Annotated in this window: 17 protein-coding genes; 8 read left to right on the forward strand and 9 right to left on the reverse strand. The window is 59.5% G+C overall.

All coding sequences use genetic code 11. The features are described 5' to 3' along the window. Positions 1 to 239: 239 nt before the first annotated feature. The 5 genes from QMX81_RS02755 to QMX81_RS02775 form a co-directional block, all read right to left on the reverse strand. Positions 240 to 1,628, reverse strand: a complete 1,389-nt coding sequence (locus QMX81_RS02755; protein ID WP_049399697.1) for an NAD-dependent succinate-semialdehyde dehydrogenase — start codon at positions 1,626 to 1,628, stop codon at positions 240 to 242. Positions 1,629 to 1,911: 283 nt separating this feature from the next. After that, positions 1,912 to 2,916 (reverse strand): aldo/keto reductase, encoded by a 1,005-nt coding sequence (locus tag QMX81_RS02760; protein ID WP_049399696.1) that lies wholly within the window; start codon positions 2,914 to 2,916, stop codon positions 1,912 to 1,914. A 68-nt stretch (positions 2,917 to 2,984) separates the two neighbouring features. Next, positions 2,985 to 3,437, reverse strand: a complete 453-nt coding sequence (locus tag QMX81_RS02765) for a MaoC family dehydratase (protein WP_080355210.1) — start codon at positions 3,435 to 3,437, stop codon at positions 2,985 to 2,987. A gap of 14 nt (positions 3,438 to 3,451) precedes the next feature. Further along, positions 3,452 to 4,057, reverse strand: a complete 606-nt coding sequence (locus QMX81_RS02770; protein ID WP_049399695.1) for a TetR/AcrR family transcriptional regulator — start codon at positions 4,055 to 4,057, stop codon at positions 3,452 to 3,454. Next, a complete protein-coding gene (locus tag QMX81_RS02775) occupies positions 4,054 to 4,362 on the reverse strand; it encodes a hypothetical protein (protein WP_282258264.1) in 309 nt (102 codons plus the stop codon). Before QMX81_RS02775 ends, QMX81_RS02770 begins: the two co-directional genes overlap by 4 nt. Here QMX81_RS02775 and QMX81_RS02780 point away from each other — a divergent pair. From QMX81_RS02780 to QMX81_RS02815, 8 genes are all read left to right on the forward strand, one after another. Beyond that, the gene (locus tag QMX81_RS02780; RefSeq protein ID WP_282258266.1) at positions 4,342 to 5,034 is read left to right on the forward strand and encodes an alpha/beta hydrolase; all 693 of its coding nucleotides are present in this window, start codon (positions 4,342 to 4,344) and stop codon (positions 5,032 to 5,034) included. The genes QMX81_RS02775 and QMX81_RS02780 overlap by 21 nt on opposite strands. A 55-nt stretch (positions 5,035 to 5,089) precedes the next feature. Next, a complete protein-coding gene (locus QMX81_RS02785) occupies positions 5,090 to 5,488 on the forward strand; it encodes a hypothetical protein (protein ID WP_049399693.1) in 399 nt (132 codons plus the stop codon). Between the two features lie 7 nt (positions 5,489 to 5,495). Beyond that, entirely contained in the window at positions 5,496 to 6,746 is a 1,251-nt protein-coding gene (locus tag QMX81_RS02790) for an NADH:flavin oxidoreductase/NADH oxidase family protein (RefSeq protein WP_080355211.1), read from the forward strand. Positions 6,747 to 6,846: 100 nt separating this feature from the next. Then, positions 6,847 to 7,833, forward strand: a complete 987-nt coding sequence (locus QMX81_RS02795; protein WP_049399691.1) for an MDR family oxidoreductase — start codon at positions 6,847 to 6,849, stop codon at positions 7,831 to 7,833. A gap of 43 nt (positions 7,834 to 7,876) precedes the next feature. Further along, positions 7,877 to 8,215 (forward strand): DoxX family protein, encoded by a 339-nt coding sequence (locus QMX81_RS02800; RefSeq protein ID WP_049399690.1) that lies wholly within the window; start codon positions 7,877 to 7,879, stop codon positions 8,213 to 8,215. 119 nt (positions 8,216 to 8,334) lie between these two features. Continuing rightward, positions 8,335 to 9,165 carry an alpha/beta hydrolase gene (locus tag QMX81_RS02805; protein WP_049399689.1) on the forward strand — a complete coding sequence of 277 codons (831 nt, stop codon included), beginning with the start codon at positions 8,335 to 8,337 and terminating at the stop codon, positions 9,163 to 9,165. 99 nt (positions 9,166 to 9,264) lie between these two features. After that, positions 9,265 to 10,266 carry an NADP-dependent oxidoreductase gene (locus QMX81_RS02810; RefSeq protein WP_049399688.1) on the forward strand — a complete coding sequence of 334 codons (1,002 nt, stop codon included), beginning with the start codon at positions 9,265 to 9,267 and terminating at the stop codon, positions 10,264 to 10,266. Positions 10,267 to 10,401: 135 nt separating this feature from the next. Next, the gene (locus QMX81_RS02815) at positions 10,402 to 11,184 is read left to right on the forward strand and encodes an SDR family oxidoreductase (RefSeq protein WP_204373564.1); all 783 of its coding nucleotides are present in this window, start codon (positions 10,402 to 10,404) and stop codon (positions 11,182 to 11,184) included. On the opposite strand, the gene QMX81_RS02820 is transcribed toward QMX81_RS02815, so the two are convergent. The 4 genes from QMX81_RS02820 to QMX81_RS02835 form a co-directional block, all read right to left on the reverse strand. Continuing rightward, positions 11,181 to 11,495, reverse strand: coding sequence for a hypothetical protein (locus QMX81_RS02820; RefSeq protein ID WP_152906862.1), 315 nt, complete (start codon positions 11,493 to 11,495; stop codon positions 11,181 to 11,183). The two genes, QMX81_RS02815 and QMX81_RS02820, sit on opposite strands and share 4 nt — an antisense overlap. Positions 11,496 to 11,945: 450 nt before the next feature. Beyond that, entirely contained in the window at positions 11,946 to 12,614 is a 669-nt protein-coding gene (locus QMX81_RS02825) for a helix-turn-helix domain-containing protein (protein ID WP_160314101.1), read from the reverse strand. 110 nt (positions 12,615 to 12,724) lie between these two features. Further along, the gene (locus QMX81_RS02830) at positions 12,725 to 15,844 is read right to left on the reverse strand and encodes an efflux RND transporter permease subunit (RefSeq protein WP_049399685.1); all 3,120 of its coding nucleotides are present in this window, start codon (positions 15,842 to 15,844) and stop codon (positions 12,725 to 12,727) included. A 1-nt stretch (position 15,845) separates the two neighbouring features. Beyond that, positions 15,846 to 16,988: an efflux RND transporter periplasmic adaptor subunit gene (locus tag QMX81_RS02835; RefSeq protein ID WP_053092116.1), complete on the reverse strand. Its 1,143-nt coding sequence runs from the start codon at positions 16,986 to 16,988 to the stop codon at positions 15,846 to 15,848. Between the last annotated feature and the right edge of the window lie 5 nt (positions 16,989 to 16,993).

Genomic DNA, 16,993 nt, shown 5'->3' on the forward strand with positions numbered 1-16,993 from the left:
TGAAAAGCGGTGACGCTTCGCCGACGTAGCAGGGTTTCCGCTGTAGTGGCCACATGGCCACTACAGCACTTCAGGGTGCATATTTGACTGTGCACCAGCAAATCCTTCGCACACCTTCAGCGGCATCTCGCGAGAAGACGGCAGCTTAACTGTCCAGCCACCAAGGACTCTACCCACCTACCCGTCACAACCGCTCTCGAAGGAGCAACGAATGGAGTACCGCGACAGACGGCAGACGATCAGAACGCCCCATCGATATCGGTGACCGCAATCAACTTGTGATTGACGAACTCCTTGATGCCCAAGCCGACCAGCTCCCGGCCATAGCCAGAACGTCGAACGCCACCGAAAGGCAGATCGGCGGCGACGCCCGTCGGATGATTGATATAGACCATGCCGGTGGAGATCTTCTTGGCCACCTCGACGCCGCGCTTGACGTCTTGGGTGAAAACCGAGCCCCCCAGACCAAACGGGCTGTCATTAGCGATGCGGATGGCATCCGCTTCGTTTTTGGCGCGAATCACTTGGGAAACAGGCCCGAAGAACTCCCAACGGTAAGCGGGATTGTCCTCTTCCATGCTCAACAGGACTGGCTGGAAGAACGCTCCCGTCTCCGGAACGGCGGCACCGATTATTTCAACCTTCGCCCCATGCGAGACTGCCTTCGCCACCTGGGCCTTGAGCTCATCCGCGGCAGCCTGAGAAGACAAGGGTGCAAGAGAAGTTGAAGGATCAAGCGGATCACCTGCCTTGAGTTCAGCAACGCCCGCCTTGTACTTTTCCAGAAACGCATCGTAGACCTCAGCAAGGACAATGATGCGCTTGGAAGAACAACACACTTGACCAGCGTTCCAGTGACGGCCGATCACTGCCCACTTTGCAGCCTTCTCAATGTCCGCGTCTGCAAGGACGACGAAAGCATCCGCACCACCCAGCTCCATTGTGGACTTCTTCAGCGCAGTTCCCGCCTGGGAAGCGACCACCGCCCCGGCACCCTCGGAACCCGTAAGTGCTACTCCCTGCACCCTGGGATCTTCGATAATCGCCTTGATCTGGTCTCGGTTGGCATACAGGTTAGTGAAGCCGCCATCAGGCAAGCCAGCTTCTCGGAAGAGCGCCTGGAATGCTGCTGCACTTTGCGGCACATTGGAAGCGTGCTTGAGCACAATGACATTGCCAGCGGCCAACTGCGGGGCAGCAATACGAACGATTTGGTAGTAGGGGAAGTTCCAAGGCTCGATCGCAAGCAAGATTCCTTGAGCTTCATGCTCGACCCAACAATCCGTGTAGGAAGGGTGCTTGCTCGGAAGCCTGTCCGGCGCGAGCAGTCCTTCAGCGTTATCAGCGTAGTATTCCAAAATCTGGGCAGAGAGTTCGACTTCCGCCTCGGCCTCGGCCAACACTTTTCCCATTTCCATGGTGAGGATCTTGGCGTACTCATTTGATCGAGCTCGCAACAACTTCGCAGTTTGTCGCAGGACATGCGTGCGTGCGGCGAATCCCACGGTTTTCCATCTCTCAAATGCGGCCTGCGCTTGATCGAGCGCCTGAGCGACCTCAGCGTCGGTTGCATCAGGAAAAGTCTTCAGTGTCTTTCCGGTGTACGGATTGATTGTCGCGTATGCCACGGCTTGGGCTCCTTCGTGCGTAGGGGAGTGATGCTATTGGTGCAATGGTGCGTGACCGCTTGGGCCATTACTTGAGGTAGCCCCGATGCCCAACATAGGCCAGTTGACCTCTAACGGCGTGGAACAGTAGGTTCCGAAGTTCGCAACCCCACAATGCGCCGGATCGCGGGCGCCAGAAAAACCGCCCTGAGCGACCTACCATCCGCACCGACGTGGACCAAGAGTTCCCAAAGCGCCAAGACACTGATTTGGGCACATCCATGTCCACGCCACCTCATTCCGATCAGGCAACAGGAACCATAGGACGATCTGCCCAAGCAACCGGGGTCCGTTCTTGCGTTGAAGCGATCAAGTTGCTCGCGACGTCTAGGCGGCTGATGTGATCGCTTGAGAGTTCGACCAACAGAGCGCCTAAATTTTCATTAAGCTGGGTGAGCGATCGAGGTCCGATGATTGGCACCGCGCCGTGCGTACCAGCCCATGCAATAGCCACCTGACCTGCGCTTGCGCCGAGTTCCGCCGCTACCTGAAGCACGGTATCAAGCACCTTCGTGCGCTGCGCTGAGTTCTCCGCCTGAAACACACGGCCCCCGAAGCCTTCGGCCCTGCCCTGCTCGCCCTGCCGATATTTGCCGGTCAGCATGCCTCCGCCCAGCGGTGACCAGGTCACGACTCCAAGCCCAAGCGCATGTGACGCGGGGAACAGTTCGGCCTCGGGCTCGCGATGGACCAGGCTGTGTTCAAATTGAGCAGCCGCGATAGGAACCGCGCGCGTCAGCTCGGCCACGGTCACTGCACGTGCAAGTCGCCAAGCAGCAAAGTTCGACAGGCCGGCATAGAGGATCTTGCCTGCGCGGGTCAAGTCCTCGAAGCCACGGATGACTTCCTCGACGGGGGTGATTCCATCGGGGTGGTGGGCCCAGTAGATGTCGATGCGGTCGGTCCTGAGCCGCTTCAGGCTTGCCTCGACGGACGCGACCATGGCCTTGCGGCTGTTGCCGGTGACCAGCCGGTTGGCACCGGGAGCGGCACCATTGGTGAATTTGGTGGCGAGCACGAAATCCTCGCGACGGCCTTCCAGCAAAGCTCCGAGCAACTCCTCGGATTGGCCGAACTGGTAGACGTCCGCCGAGTCGATGAAGTTGCCACCGGCTTCGGCATAGGCGTTGAAGACCGCTTTGCTGACATCGGGATCGGCGCCATAGCCCCAGCCCGTGCCAAAGTTGCCAGTGCCGAGTGCTACTTGAGAAACCCGCAAGCCTGTCTTTCCAAAGGGGGTGTATTTCATGCTGTGCTCCGTTGAATCGATCGAGAGGATGTTGTAGGTGTCGTTTGGTCGCGTCGAGACCGGTGCGGTCATTCCACGCGCCGCGGGACTACGAGATTGCCCACGGAAATCTGCAGGGCTTTCCCATCTTGATTCAGCGTCGTCGTGCGCACCTTGACCAGGCCTTGCTCCGGACGCGTTTTTGACGGTCGCACCTCCAGCACATCGCATTCCACACGCAACTCCTCGCCGGGCCTCATGGGCAGGGGCCAGCGCAGTTCATCGAAGCCCGCACCGACGATGCCACCGGCTGGCTTGAAGTCGCTCTCCACGAGCAGCCGCATCGTGACTGCCGCCGTGTGCCACCCGCTCGCAGCGAGGCCGCGAAAGATCGATGCGCCGGCGGCAGATTCATCCAGGTGGAACGGCTGGGGATCGAACTCGGTGGCAAACATCTTGATCTGATCCTCTTCGAGCCGAATTCGAGTGGTTCCGATGAAGCGCTGACCGGGTGTCAGATGATCCAGGTATAGAAGGGGCATCGCTGTCTCCCTCGTCAAAGCTTTTCTGAGCACGAGGGTTCGCCCCTCGTCCGCTTGGGCAGCCGGGTCAGGACTTCGGTACGGCAAGCATCAAGAATTTCATCGGCGAGCAGTGAATCGTCAGGACACGCCCGCGACAGCACCAATGCGCCAACAACCTGCGCAATCACGCCAATGCGTCTGGCGCGATCGGCGTCAAGCGCGCCGTCTTCTGGTTCGTCGGACCCGTTTGCAAGGGTATCCAGCATGCCTTCAACGCCGGTCGCAAATGCATCCTTGGTTGACTCCGTTTGACGCGCCGCGTCTCCGCACAGCGCTGCCATCGTGCAACCGTCGCCGCGATCGTCTCGGTGTTTTCGGGACAGGTAGTAGCTGACGAATCCCTGCGCATCAATGCCCTCCGCCTTGGCAGTGCCCTGCTCAAAGCCGCAGCGCGCTGCTTCCGCCATCAGGTCAGCTTTGGACCCGAAATGCTTGTAGAAGCCGCCGTGAGTGAAGCCGGCAGATGCCATCAAATCCGCGATCCCAACCCCGTCATAACCCCGCTCGCGAAACAGATGGGACGCCGTCTCGACAATGCGCGCTCGGCTGGCCTGTGCCTGCGCTTTGGTGACCTTCATCTCAAGAATCCCTCAGGATCTGCCAGCAGTGAAACCAACACCATACATTGATGTCGCTCATCATCAAAGACATTGACATTAAAGATGATGCTCGACATCATTACTGGAATTCGCTCTGACATGATCTGAAAATGACCGTCACTCACCTGACCGCGCCCACTCGCTTCATTAAGGTAAACGGCGACAAGTTCGCCTACCGTCGCTGGGGCAACGCCGATTCCGCGCCGCCGCCACTGTTGCTTCTGCAGCACTTCCGCGGCGGCATGGATCATTGGGACCCGTTGATGACTGATGGCCTTGCCCACGGCCGCGAAGTCATTCTCTACAACGGCCGAGGTGTCGCCTCGTCCAGTGGCCAACCGCGAACCCGCATCGAGGACATGGCCGATGACGCAGCCGCCTTCGTTCGCGCGCTGGGGTTGAACAGAATCGACGTGTTGGGCTTCTCGCTGGGTGGCTTCCAAGCGTTGGACCTGACCTGGCGTCATTCCCAACTAGTCCGCAAGCTGATGCTGCTTGGCACCGGGCCGCGCGGCGGCGTCCCGGATATGGAGCCGCAGGTGCTGACCACAGCGCCACGGCCGGTTCCCACCTTCGAAGACTTCGCGTACCTGTTCTTCGGTCGATCGGAGCAGGCCAAGCAGGCCGCGCGCCAGTTCTGGCAGCGACGGCATCAGCGCGTCGACCAGGATCCACCGTCGTCACCCGAAGTCACCGACGCCCAGATCGAGGCCAACATGCTGTACCTGTCCAGGCTGTCGGAAGACGACCCCTTTTCCTACCTGCGTGGCATCCAGCAGCCGACCTTCATCCTCAACGGCGTGCACGATGTGATGATCCCGAGCATCAACTCGTTCTACATGGCCCGCAACCTGCCGAATGCACAGCTTTTCATCTACCCAGATGCAGGGCATGGCGCACAGTTCCAGTACCCGCAGCGCTTCCTGGACCACGTGGTTCGGTTCTTGGACGAGTGACGGCCCCTACACGCATCGACCCAGATCCAGGATTCCGCATTCAAAGGCCCACGTCATGCTCAAGTTCAAGTTTCTGCTATGGGCATTCGCCCAACTCCTAAAGAGACAGATCAAGCACAACCCCGACTGTGCACGCTACATCACCGGCAAGCGTCTGGTATTTCAGATCCGCACCACATCGAACGTGGGCCGCCACTATGTGGTCAGCGATGGCACGCTCCGCTCCGTGGCGGGCCTGGCAGAGAATCCTCAGTTCACACTGAACTTCACCGATGCCGCAAAGGGCTTCGCGATCCTGTCGGCCAAGGACAGCCAAGCCGCGTTCCTGCGTGGCTTGGGCAGCCAGGAATTGACCATCTGCGGCGACTTCTCGGAGGTGATGTGGTTCCAAGGCCTGACCGCGTTCCTGCAGCCACCGAAAGTCATCTCTCCTTATGATCGCACCGCGTTCTGAGCTAGCCATGCAAGCAAATCTACTGAGCCGCCCCCTTCACCTGCCCAATGGCAGCGTGCTGCGCAACCGCTTGGTCAAAGCCGCTATGAGCGAGACCTTGGGCACCTATGACAATCGCCCCACGCCGGACCTGGTTCGGCTTTACACAAGGTGGGCTGCGTCGGGCCTGGGGATGATCATGACAGGCAATGTCATGATCGACCGCCGCGCGCTTGGCGAGCCGGGCAACGTGGTAATCGAGGACGAGGCCGACTTGTCTGTCCTGCGGCAGTGGACACAAGCAGCGACCGGGCAAGGTACGGCCATTTGGGCACAGCTCAACCACCCAGGCAAACAATCGACCAAGGGCCTTAACGTTCACAACCTAGCCCCGTCGGCTGTGCCGTTCCGCGAGGACATGGCGGCATTCTTCGCGACCCCGCGCGAGGCTACAACGTCGGAGATCCAGGACATCATCGAACGCTTCGGGCGCAGTGCAGCCATCTGCAAGAAGGCCGGGTTCAGCGGTGTGCAAATCCACGGGGCTCATGGCTATCTGATCAACCAGTTCCTGTCCCCGCACCACAATCGCCGCAGCGATGAGTGGGGCGGTAGTCCCGAGAAGCGGCGCCGCTTCGTCCTGGCCGTCTATGCGGAAATCCGCCGCCACGTCGGTACCGACTTTCCCGTGGGAATCAAGCTCAACTCGGCCGACTTTCAACGTGGTGGCTTCACCGAAGAAGAATCGATCGAGACGATCCGCACACTGGCCGACGCAGGCATCGACCTGATCGAAATCTCCGGCGGCACCTACGAGGCCCCGGCCATGAACGGTGCTATGCAAGGCCCCAAGAAAGCGTCTACCGAAGCCCGAGAGGCGTACTTCCTAGAATTCGCCGAGAAGGTGCGTGCCACCGTGAAACTGCCGCTGATGGTCACTGGCGGTTTCCGTACGGCCGCGGGCATGAACGCTGCCCTTCGCTCCGGTGCGCTGGACCTGATTGGCTTGGCGCGACTGCTGGCGATCGATCCCGATGCCCCCTCGGCCTTGCTGCAAGGGCGCGACAGCCTGCAACAGGTGCGTCCGATCAAGACCGGTCTCAAGGCTGTTGACCGATTGGGAATCATGGAGATTCTTTGGTACACGCGCCAGCTCAGACGCGTTGCAAAGGGCAAAGAGCCGCGTCCCCACGAGAGTGGGCTGTCAGCGTTCCTGAAGTCTGCGCTCAGTAGCGGCTGGGGCACGCTTCGTACGCGACGCCTGCGTGCGCCCCAATAAGTACCGCATCCGGCAGCGAACTCGGGTTTCCATCGGTCCTTCTGACCTCTCGGCGTGATGCGCAGGACATCACTCCCCCTTCCATCAAGGAGACATGACCATGACATTCAAAGCACTCGTCGCCAACCAGACGGGCGAGACCATTCTGACCCACCTGGTAGATTTCAAGGAAGAAGACCAGATGCCAGGCGATGTCACGATCGCGGTCGAGTATTCGACCGTGAACTACAAGGATGCGCTGGCACTTAGTGGCCGGTCACCTGTCATCCGCAAGTTTCCGCTGATCCCGGGAATCGACTTTGCCGGCGTCGTGGAAACCTCCAGCTATCCGGGCATTGCCGCCGGCGACCGTGTGCTGGCCAATGGCTGGGGACTGAGCCAGACCCACCATGGCGGCTTCGCACAGAAAGCGCGAGTGAGCGGCGATTGGCTGGTCAAGATTCCTGAAGTCTTCTCGACCCGTGATGCCATGGCTATCGGGACCGCAGGCTACACAGCAATGTTGTCCGTATTGGCATTGGAACATGGCGGCCTGACGCCTGACCACGGAGATATCCTGGTTACCGGCGCAAACGGCGGCGCAGGATCCGTCGCCATCGCACTGCTGTCCAGACTCGGCTATCGGGTCATTGCCTCGACTGGGCGTCTCGAAGAGACAGAGTACCTACGGGCCTTGGGCGCGAGCGAGATCATCGACCGGCACACTCTGTCCACACCTGGGGCACCGATCACGAAGGAACGCTGGGCAGGCGCCATCGACTCAGTGGGCAGCCACACGTTGGCGAACGTCCTGGCGCAGACCCGCTATCGCGGCGTGGTTGCGGCCTTCGGGCTCGCACAGGGCGCGGATCTGCCCGGATCGGTTCTGCCCTTCATCCTACGCAACGTCACCCTGGCTGGTATCGATTCGGTCAATGCGCCGCAGGACGTGCGGCTGCAGGCATGGGCACGTCTGGCCACCGATCTGGACCTGAGCAAGCTTGCCAGAACGACGCAGGTGGTCGGTCTTGCCGATGTTCCTGAAGTCGCCAGCCGTGTACTCGAAGGGAAGGTCCAGGGGCGCACCATCGTCGATGTGAACGCGTGATCGTGTTCGCCACCTCCTTCGCCCTTGTTATCGGAGCGTCAAGATGATCCTTGGTTATGCAGTCCATGACCTGCTGGCATGGGGCCTGTCGATCTTTTTCGTCGTAGGGGCCATCGGCAATTGGCTAGGCCCAGCGAATCTGCGTGCGGAGTATGCTCGATGGGGCTATCCCAACTGGTTCCATCGCGTGACCGCCGCTTTGGAGTTTTTGATAGCGATCTTTCTTGTCTTTGTCTCAACACGGTTGGGAGGCTGCGCACTTGGCGGGGTGGTGATGCTGGCTGCCATTGGCACACTGCTGCGCCACGCAGAGTACAAGCACGCGCTGTTGCCGACAGCGGTGCTGCTGCTTTTAGGTCTCTTGGGTTTCCTGACGATCTGACGTGGCTGAAGTTCTGTCTGGCAAGCTCACAGGGACAAATCTCCCCATGAAAATCGTGGTCATCCGGCGAGATGACGCAGCGCCGATGCCCCCCTGCCGACAAGCACCCAGGATCAATCATGTCCTACATCGACAGTCCCACCCGATCCATCCAAGTCGACGGGACCGCATTTGCGTACCGTGACCTGGGGCCACGCAATGGCGTGCCGCTGATCCTGCTCAACCACTGGGGTGCCGTCCTCGACAATTTCGACCCGCGAATCGTCGATGGTCTTGCCAGCAAGCATCGCGTCATTGCCACCGATTACCGGGGGATCGGCGCTTCAGACGGAGCGGCGCCCGTGACCATCGATGCGATGGCACGGGATGTGATCGCTCTGATCCATGCACTGGGTTTCGAGAAGGTCGATCTGCTCGGTTTCTCCCTCGGAGGATTCGTGGCGCAGGACATCGTACTGAAAGCCCCCGACCTGGTGCGCAGACTTATCCTGACCGGCACCGGGCCGGCAGGCGGCCAAGGAATCGACCAGGTCGGGGCGATCTCCTGGCCACTGATGATCAAGGGCCTGCTGACGCTGCGGGATCCGAAGACCTACCTCTTCTTCACCGCCACGGCCAACGGCCGGCAAGCCGCGAGGGCTTTCCTGCAGCGACTGAAGGAGCGTAAGACGAACCGGGACAAGGGCCCGACAGCCGGCGCCTTCCTGCGACAATTGAAGGCGATCAAGGCCTGGGGCCTGCAGCCGCCGCAGGATCTCGGCAGCATCAGCATCCCGGTACTGATCGCCAATGGTGACAACGACATCATGGTGCCTACCTTGAACAGCCATGACATGGCGCGTCGCATTCCCGGCGCGGAACTGGTCATCTACCCAGACGCCGGGCATGGCGGGATTTTCCAGTACCACAGCGAGTTCGTGCCCAAGGCGCTTCGCTTCCTCAATGACTGAGCGCTGCACCAACCTCGATACGAGCGCCAAGGCTCATGAGCATCTTGCGGACTGCCCCCGAGCCCATTCATTCAAAAACTGCTGGAGAACAGTCCTATCATGCAAGCATTCATCATTGATCGCTACGGAAAGAAAGAAGCTGGACGCATCGGCGAAATGCCGGAACCCGAAGTACGGGACGACGATGTCCTGATCCAGGTTCACGCGGCCAGCGTCAATGCGCTGGACTCGAAGATCAAGAGCGGCGAGTTCAAACTGATTCTTCCCTACCGTTTCCCCCTGATTCTGGGCAACGACGTGGCCGGTACGGTCATCCGGGTTGGTGCTCGCGTTCGGAGCTTCAAAGTTGGTGACGAGGTCTATACGCGCCCTGACGACGACCGCATCGGCACCTTCGCCGAACGCATCGCCGTCAAGGAATCGTCGTTGGCCTTGAAGCCCAGCAATCTCAGCATGGCCGAGGCCGCCTCCCTTCCCCTGGTGGCGCTGACGGCCTGGCAGACGCTGGTGGAAACAGCGAAGCTGAAGAAGGGACAGAAGGTGCTGATCCAAGCCGGCTCGGGCGGCGTCGGCACCATTGCCATCCAGTTGGCCAAGCACCTTGGTGCGTTTGTGGCCACGACCACCAGTACGGCCAACATCGACTGGGTGAAGGCATTGGGCGCGGATGTCGTCATCGACTACAAGAAGCAGGACTTCACTACCGTATTGCGTGACTATGACGTGGTTCTGAACAGCCTGGGCAACGACGAGTTGAACAAATCGCTCCAGGTGCTCAAGCCGGGCGGACATCTCATCTCCATCTCGGGGCCACCTACTCCGGCGTTCGCCGCCGCGCGTGGACTGGCCTGGCCGCTCAAACAAGTGCTTCGCCTGCTGAGTTTCGGTATCAGGAACAAGGCGAAGAAGAAAGGGAGCCAATACACATTCGTCTTCATGCGGGCCGATGGGGCGCAGTTGCGCGAGATCGCGTCCCTCGTCGAAGCAGGCGCCATCCGCCCAGTCGTCGACAAAGTGTTTCCGCTTCAGGACACCGACAAAGCGTTGGCCTACGTGGACGGCGGACGTGCCAAAGGCAAGGTCGTAGTGCAAGTACGGTAGCTGCAGCTTGAATCCGCCAGCATCTTCGATGCGAATACTTCTGCGGGCCGGTAGTAGCCAGCCTGCCCCGACTGCACGACAGGGAGAACGATCTTGAGTTCAACGACAACCGCCAGCCTGGGAAGGCGCGCCCTGGTGACTGGTGCTTCCAGCGGTATTGGCGCAGCAATTGCGCGCGAGCTCGCGGCGCTCGGCGTCGATCTCGTGCTGACGGCACGGCGCCGTAAGGCACTCGATGCGGTCGCTGCAAGCTGCACGGGTGTGAAGGTCGAGATCGTCACCGCAGATCTAGGCAAGCCCGACGCCGCGCGCGCATTGTGGGACGCCGCGAACGCGAATGGTCCGATCAACATCTTGATCAACAACGCCGGGTTCGGCTATTTCCGTCGGTTCGACGAGGTCGATTGGGCGCGCGACGCCGAACTCATTCAACTGAACATGACCTCGCTGGTCGCCCTCGCGCGGTGCTTCGTCGATGCGCGCAAGACAAGTATCACCCCCGCGTACATGCTGAATATCTCGTCGACCGGCGCATACCAGTCCGTGCCGAATATGGCGCTGTATGCGGCGTCGAAGGCATTCGTCCGCAACTTCAGCGAGGGCTTGCACGACGAGCACCGCGGCACGCAGCTGTCGGTCACATGCGTCTGCCCGGGCGGCACGAGAACCGCATTCCATGCCGAGTCCGGCGGCGGCGACTACTCCTGGATCGCGAACGCGTCCATGAATAGTGCGGAGTTCGTAGCTCATGCCACCATCCGCGCGATGCTAAACGGCAAGCGCACCGTGGTACCAGGCTTTTTCAATAAGCTGTCTTGCTTCGGGGTCCGTTTCTTAACACGACCGTTCGCATCGCAGATAGCGTCTCACGTGCTTGGCAAGCCCCGGCTTGTGCTGCCGGCGCGCAGCCAACCTTAGACCGCATTCGCTATCAAGACCTGTCTGAACTGGCACCAGGAACAACAGCCTAGCCTTCTCGTCCGCCATACTTGATTGAGCGCGGCAGCCACAGACTCCTTCAATGACGCGGCGGGGCTGCCCGTCAGCTTCGACAGCGCAGGGCCGTCATCGAACAAAGCGCCCTTGCCGGCTGCTACGTGAAACGAAACGAGCACTTCAGACCACGGAGCAAGAACAGGGGCGCCGACCATGACCACCGTGTAGTCGGCTGCAGGCAGATCCTTGCCGACCAATTCATAGGCCTTGCCATCGGCCGGGGTCATCAGCACGACTACCGCTGCATCCGCGAAGGCGGTCCGCCCGGCTGAGCCGACCTTGTCCAACACTGCCCATGAGGGCCCGCTCTCCGAGGCGGATCAGACCGAGCGTGGAGCGCTCGGCATGCGGCAAGCTCATGTCAGCTACACACCTGACGCTTGCCCTTGTCGCGGCGGTGGGGGGCGTGCTGGTTCTGCTTTTACGGGAGACGCGGGTCCCACCACCTGAGCGAGTTGCGGCGCGCCATCGGTGACGTCAGCGAAGGCATGCAAGCGAAAACGTTGCGGTAATCCCACCACCGAATGTCAGCTGCATGGACCTTCAACTTGTGCCTGATAGGCGTCAAGATTGCCGGCAAGCGGCCTACCCTACCAGCGGATTTCGCGCAGATTTGCTCAGACCATCCCTCTAAATATATCTGCCCCGCGCAGTGATAGAGATCTCGAGCGCGGCCATAGCCGCTAGATCCCTTGTGCATCGCCTACAAGTAGGATGTACCCCTGCCCAAGCTCGGTGTGGAGGATGTTGGCATTTTCCTCATCAACAGCGTTGAGTTTGCGCCTCAATCGACAGATAACTCGGTCGACGGCTCGGAGATCAGATTGCAGCGGAGCCACCAAGCTCAGCATTTCCGATCTACTGACCACTTGACCCGCACGGGCCAAGAGGAGCTCCAACAGCGCCGCTTCGGAAGGTGTCAATTTAGCCCTCTTACCGCCTGAAATTACTTGTGGCGGTCTGCTTTGATAAGAGAACGACCCGAAGTTGAGACGCTTTATTAGGGAAGCAACATGTTCCGTTGACCCGCAATGCGCTTTACGACTATGGGTCAGCGTCACGATCCATTGCTTGCCGTCGGCATCGGTGTCGGGACAATTACCGCCGGAGAGTCCCCCTAAGCGGGACAGCAGTCGACAATGAACCGCGGCAGTTTCATCCTGCGCGCCTTCGCCACTTTCCTTGAGCCGCCAAGAGGACGCGATCAAAGGGTTGGATAGACGCTCAGCCGTTCGTCTATGCATCACGGCATTGATAGTCTCAATACGATCGCTGTCAGTGCCATCGGATACCGCCGCTGATGCTCTTGGATCAGAATTCTTCAGGATAATGACCCGAATCCAGTCGTTCATACCGCTTCTCATCGAGTTATGGATGACCTGCATCCACTGATTGCTTAGACCGTCCTCTGGATCGTCGATGCTTGCTTTCGCACCGACGATCCACTGAACGTCGCGAGACTCTACTTTTCCTTCTTCTGGAAGAGCGTAGCCACCACGACAAAGAACAACGGAACGAAGAAAACAGCCAAGACTGTCGCGCTCACCATGCCTCCGATCACACCTGTGCCGATGGCGTGTTTACTCCCAGAGCTGGCGCCAGTCGCCACGGCCAGGGGAATAACGCCTACAGTGAAAGCCAAGGAGGTCATGATGATGGGCCGCAGCCTCAGCCGGGCGGCCTGTACCGCTGCATCAACCAAGCTGATTCCGTCGCGCTGAACCAAGTCTTTGGCGAACTCTACAATCAAGATTGCGTTCTTCGCCGCCAACCCGATCGTGGTCAAGAGCCCCACTTGGAAGAAGACGTCATTTCCCAAACCCCGAAGCAGCGTAGCAACGACGGTGCCGATTACGCCCAGGGGCACGACCAGAAGGACAGAGAACGGAATGGACCAGCTCTCATACAAAGCAGCCAAGCACAAGAACACGATCAGTAGCGAGATGGCGTAGAGCGCCGGAGCTTGATCCCCAGACAGGCGCTCCTCATAGGACAGGCCAGTCCATGCCAAACGAACACCGTCCGGCAGCGAAGAGGCGATCTCCTCAACCGCTCTCATGGCATCGCCAGAACTCTTGCCTGGCGCGGGTGAACCCAAGATCTCCACCGCCGGAACGCCGTTGTAACGCTCCAACTTAGGCGAGCCATAGATCCACTTCCCGGACGCAAAGGATGCGAACGAGACCATCTGACCTTCGTTATTGCGTACGTACCACTTGTCGAAATCTTCCTGGTTGATTCGGGCCTCCGGAACGCCCTGAATGAACACCTTTTTCACACGCCCCTTGTCAATGAAGTCATTGACGTAGGCTGAGCCCCAGGCAGCGGACATGGTGCTATTAACGTCCGCCAAGCTCAAGCCAAGTGCCTGCACCTTCTCGTCGTCGATGGCGATCTGGAATTGTGGTTCATCGTTCATACCATTAGGGCGAACCATGAAAAGCTCAGGGCTTTGAGCAGCCATGCCGAGGAACTGATCCCTGGCTTTCATCAGTTGGTCATGGCTCAATCCACCCCGGTTCTCCAAGAACAGATTGAAGCCAGTTGCGCTTCCCAACTCCAGCACGGCCGGTGGTGCAAACGCGATGACTGTGCCTTCCTTGATCTTCGAGAAGCGACCCATCGCACGTCCGGCCAAGTCAAATACGCTGGAAGTGCGCTCTCCCCAAGGCTTTAACTGAACAAAGGCCATGCCAGAGCCTTGGCCACGCCCCGCGAAGTTGAAACCCTCCACAGTCATGATCGAGGCAACGGTATCCTTTTCTTCTTGCATCAGGTAACTCGTCACCTGCTCCAGAACTTCGCGGGTGCGTGCCACGCTACTGTTTGCAGGCATCTGAACTTGAACCGCCAAGATGCCCTGGTCCTCGTCCGGCAGGAACGACGTCGGCAACATTGGGAAAAGAACAACAAGTCCGCCTACGATGATCAGGAATGCCACCATACCCCTCTTCCTGGCCCCGAGGATCCAGCGCACTCGCCCTTGATACCGATCGGCCATGCGATCAAACCAACCGTTGAACCAGCCGAAGAAGCCCTTTTTCTCGTGGTGATCGGCACTGGCAGGCTTTAGAATCGTTGCGCACAACGCTGGCGTGAAGACGATAGCCACAAGCACCGACAACGCCATTGCAGAGACGATAGTGATAGAGAACTGTCGGTAGATAACGCCCGTGGATCCACCAAAGAATGCCATGGGAACAAATACTGCAGACAGTACCAAACCGATGCCGACCAACGCGCCCGTGATCTGGTCCATCGACTTTCGCGTGGCTTCTACAGGCGGAAGCCCCTCCTCCACCATGAGTCGCTCGACGTTCTCCACTACGACGATGGCGTCATCGACGAGGAGGCCGATGGCAAGCACGAGCCCGAACATGGTCAGAATATTAATGCTGAATCCAAACGCCGCCATGATGCCAAACGTGCCCAACAGAACGACGGGGACCGCCAGAGTGGGAATCAGCGTGGCGCGCCAGTTCTGCAGGAACAGATACATAACCACAAACACCAAGCCGATCGCCTCAATCAACGTATGAACCACGCCTTCGATTGAAGTGCTGATGACCGGCTCTGTGTCATACGGGTACACGACCTTGAGACCCTTGGGGAACGTCGGCTCCAGGTCCTTCAGGGTGGTTCGTACCGCTTCCATGGTCTCCATCGCATTGGCGCCGGTTGCCAGTCTCAGCGCCACGCCCGCGCTGGGAACCTGCTTGCCCCCGCCCTCCGATCCGGCGTATTTTGCTTGGATCGCAAAATTCTCCGCGCCGAGCTTCACCGTCGCCACTTCGCGCAGTCTCACCTGGGATCCGTCTGGATTGACCTTGAGCAAGATGTTCTCGAACTGCTCAGCCGTTTGGTACCGCGTCTTGCCCACGACAGTGGCGTTAAGCTCAACCGCATCCAGGGTCGGCAGCCCGCCGAGTTGGCCCGATGAGATCTGGACGTTCTGCGAACGAATGGCGTTGCTTACATCCAGTGGCGTTAGACCAAAGCTATTGAGCTTGGCCGGATCCAACCAGATTCGCATCGCGTTCTGAGCACCAAGGACCAAGAAGTCGCCCACACCCTTCGTGCGTGAAAGGGGATCCTGGAGGTTGGAAACAACGTAGTCACCCAAGTCATAGGCGCTCATGCTGTTGTCGGTCGAAATCAGGCCAACGACCAGCATGAAGTTGATTTGGAATTTCGCGACGCGGATACCCTGCTGCTGAACTTCATCGGGCACAAGTGGCGTTGCCAATGACAGCTTGTTTTGCACTTGCACCTGCGCAATGTCGGGATCAGTGCCTTGCTCGAACGTCACAGTGATTGCGAAGCTACCATCTGCATTGCCAGCAGAACTGATGTAGCGAAGATTGTCGAGACCGTTGAGCTGCTGCTCAATGACCTGAACGACAGTATCCTGCACGGTCTGAGCGGACGCACCGGGATAGACGCCGCTGATCTGGATGGCGGGCGGCGCAATATTCGGGTACTGGTTGATGGGCAGCGTGCGGATGGCTAGCACACCGGCCACCATCACAACAATCGCAATCACCCAAGCAAAGATGGGGCGATCAATAAAGAATCTGGACATGTCAGCCCTCTGTCTTGGGCGGGGTTGGCGCGGTCGCTCTGGCGGCGGGAGCAACCTTGGCGGACACCGGCAAGGGCTTTACCTCGACCCCTGGCTTCGCTTGCTGCCCTCCATCTACCACGAGCCGGTCGCCTGGCTTGAGCCCGCCTGTTACCAGCCAGTCGCTCCCCAGTGGGCGGTCTACAACGACAGAGCGCTGCTCGAGCTTGTTGTCCGGTCCGACCACCAGTGCCCACGCCTTACCTTCGTTGTCACGCGAAACGGCACGCTGCGGCACCACAATGCCTCCTTCGCGTACACCCTCCGTTAGCGACGCCCGCACAAACATGCCCGGCAGCAGGAGTCCATCGGGATTGGGGAAGACGGCGCGCAGAGTGACTGCGCCGGTGCCCTCATCCACACTGACCTCGGAAAATTGCAAGCGCCCCTGATGCGCGAAGGCTCGACCGTTCTCCAGGCTCAAATCAACCAGAACCTGACCGTCCCCCGCGCCTTTGAGCCTCCCAGCGGCGAGCTCCTCCTTAAGCCGGAGAATGGCTGTGGAAGGCTGGACAATGTCTACATAAATCGGATCCAACTGTTGCACAGTCACCAGAGGACTGGCTTGGTTTGCCGTGAGCAGAGCTCCCTGCGTCAACGAAGATCGTCCGACCCGGCCAGTGATCGGGGCCGTGATACGCGTATAGCCCAAATCGATGCGGGCTGAATCCGCCATCGCCTTGGCTTGAAGGTATTCCGATCGAGCATCGTCCCAATCCTGATGGCTGATGACTTGGCTCTCATTCAACCGCTCGTAACGGTCGGACCGAGCCTTAGCCGTCTCCAAGCTTGCCGTCGCACGCGCCAAGGCCACGCGATATGGGGCCGGGTCAATCTGATACAGCGGTTGCCCCTCCGTAACCGTCGCACCTTCTTCGAAAAGACGCGCTTGGAGAATTCCTCCAACTTGTGGCCTCACCTCCGCAATGACATAGGGCTGCGTGCGTCCCGGCAACTCGGTGGTGAGCAGCACGGGCGTGGACTCCACAGTCTGCACGGTGACTTCGGGCGGACTCTGAGGCGGAGGTGCAGCGTCTTGGGGGCGGCAGCCGCCCAGGCAGATAGCAAGCGCTGCCGCCAATGCCAACGTTTCAATAGTCTTCATGTGAC

Source organism: Stenotrophomonas sp. PS02301 (assembly GCF_029959485.1).
Lineage (GTDB): Bacteria > Pseudomonadota > Gammaproteobacteria > Xanthomonadales > Xanthomonadaceae > Stenotrophomonas > Stenotrophomonas maltophilia_Z.

Bases quoted from the DNA above. Each gene is read 5' to 3' on its own strand.
- QMX81_RS02760 (WP_049399696.1), bottom strand. From the start codon at position 2,916: ATGAAATACACCCCCTTTGGAAAGACAGGCTTGCGGGTTTCTCAAGTA.
- QMX81_RS02765 (WP_080355210.1), bottom strand. From the start codon at position 3,437: ATGCCCCTTCTATACCTGGATCATCTGACACCCGGTCAGCGCTTCATC.
- QMX81_RS02770 (WP_049399695.1), bottom strand. From the start codon at position 4,057: ATGAAGGTCACCAAAGCGCAGGCACAGGCCAGCCGAGCGCGCATTGTC.
- QMX81_RS02780 (WP_282258266.1), top strand. From the start codon at position 4,342: ATGACTGATGGCCTTGCCCACGGCCGCGAAGTCATTCTCTACAACGGC.
- QMX81_RS02785 (WP_049399693.1), top strand. From the start codon at position 5,090: ATGCTCAAGTTCAAGTTTCTGCTATGGGCATTCGCCCAACTCCTAAAG.
- QMX81_RS02790 (WP_080355211.1), top strand. From the start codon at position 5,496: ATGCAAGCAAATCTACTGAGCCGCCCCCTTCACCTGCCCAATGGCAGC.
- QMX81_RS02795 (WP_049399691.1), top strand. From the start codon at position 6,847: ATGACATTCAAAGCACTCGTCGCCAACCAGACGGGCGAGACCATTCTG.
- QMX81_RS02800 (WP_049399690.1), top strand. From the start codon at position 7,877: ATGATCCTTGGTTATGCAGTCCATGACCTGCTGGCATGGGGCCTGTCG.
- QMX81_RS02805 (WP_049399689.1), top strand. From the start codon at position 8,335: ATGTCCTACATCGACAGTCCCACCCGATCCATCCAAGTCGACGGGACC.
- QMX81_RS02810 (WP_049399688.1), top strand. From the start codon at position 9,265: ATGCAAGCATTCATCATTGATCGCTACGGAAAGAAAGAAGCTGGACGC.
- QMX81_RS02825 (WP_160314101.1), bottom strand. From the start codon at position 12,614: ATGAACGACTGGATTCGGGTCATTATCCTGAAGAATTCTGATCCAAGA.
- QMX81_RS02830 (WP_049399685.1), bottom strand. From the start codon at position 15,844: ATGTCCAGATTCTTTATTGATCGCCCCATCTTTGCTTGGGTGATTGCG.
- QMX81_RS02835 (WP_053092116.1), bottom strand. From the start codon at position 16,988: ATGAAGACTATTGAAACGTTGGCATTGGCGGCAGCGCTTGCTATCTGC.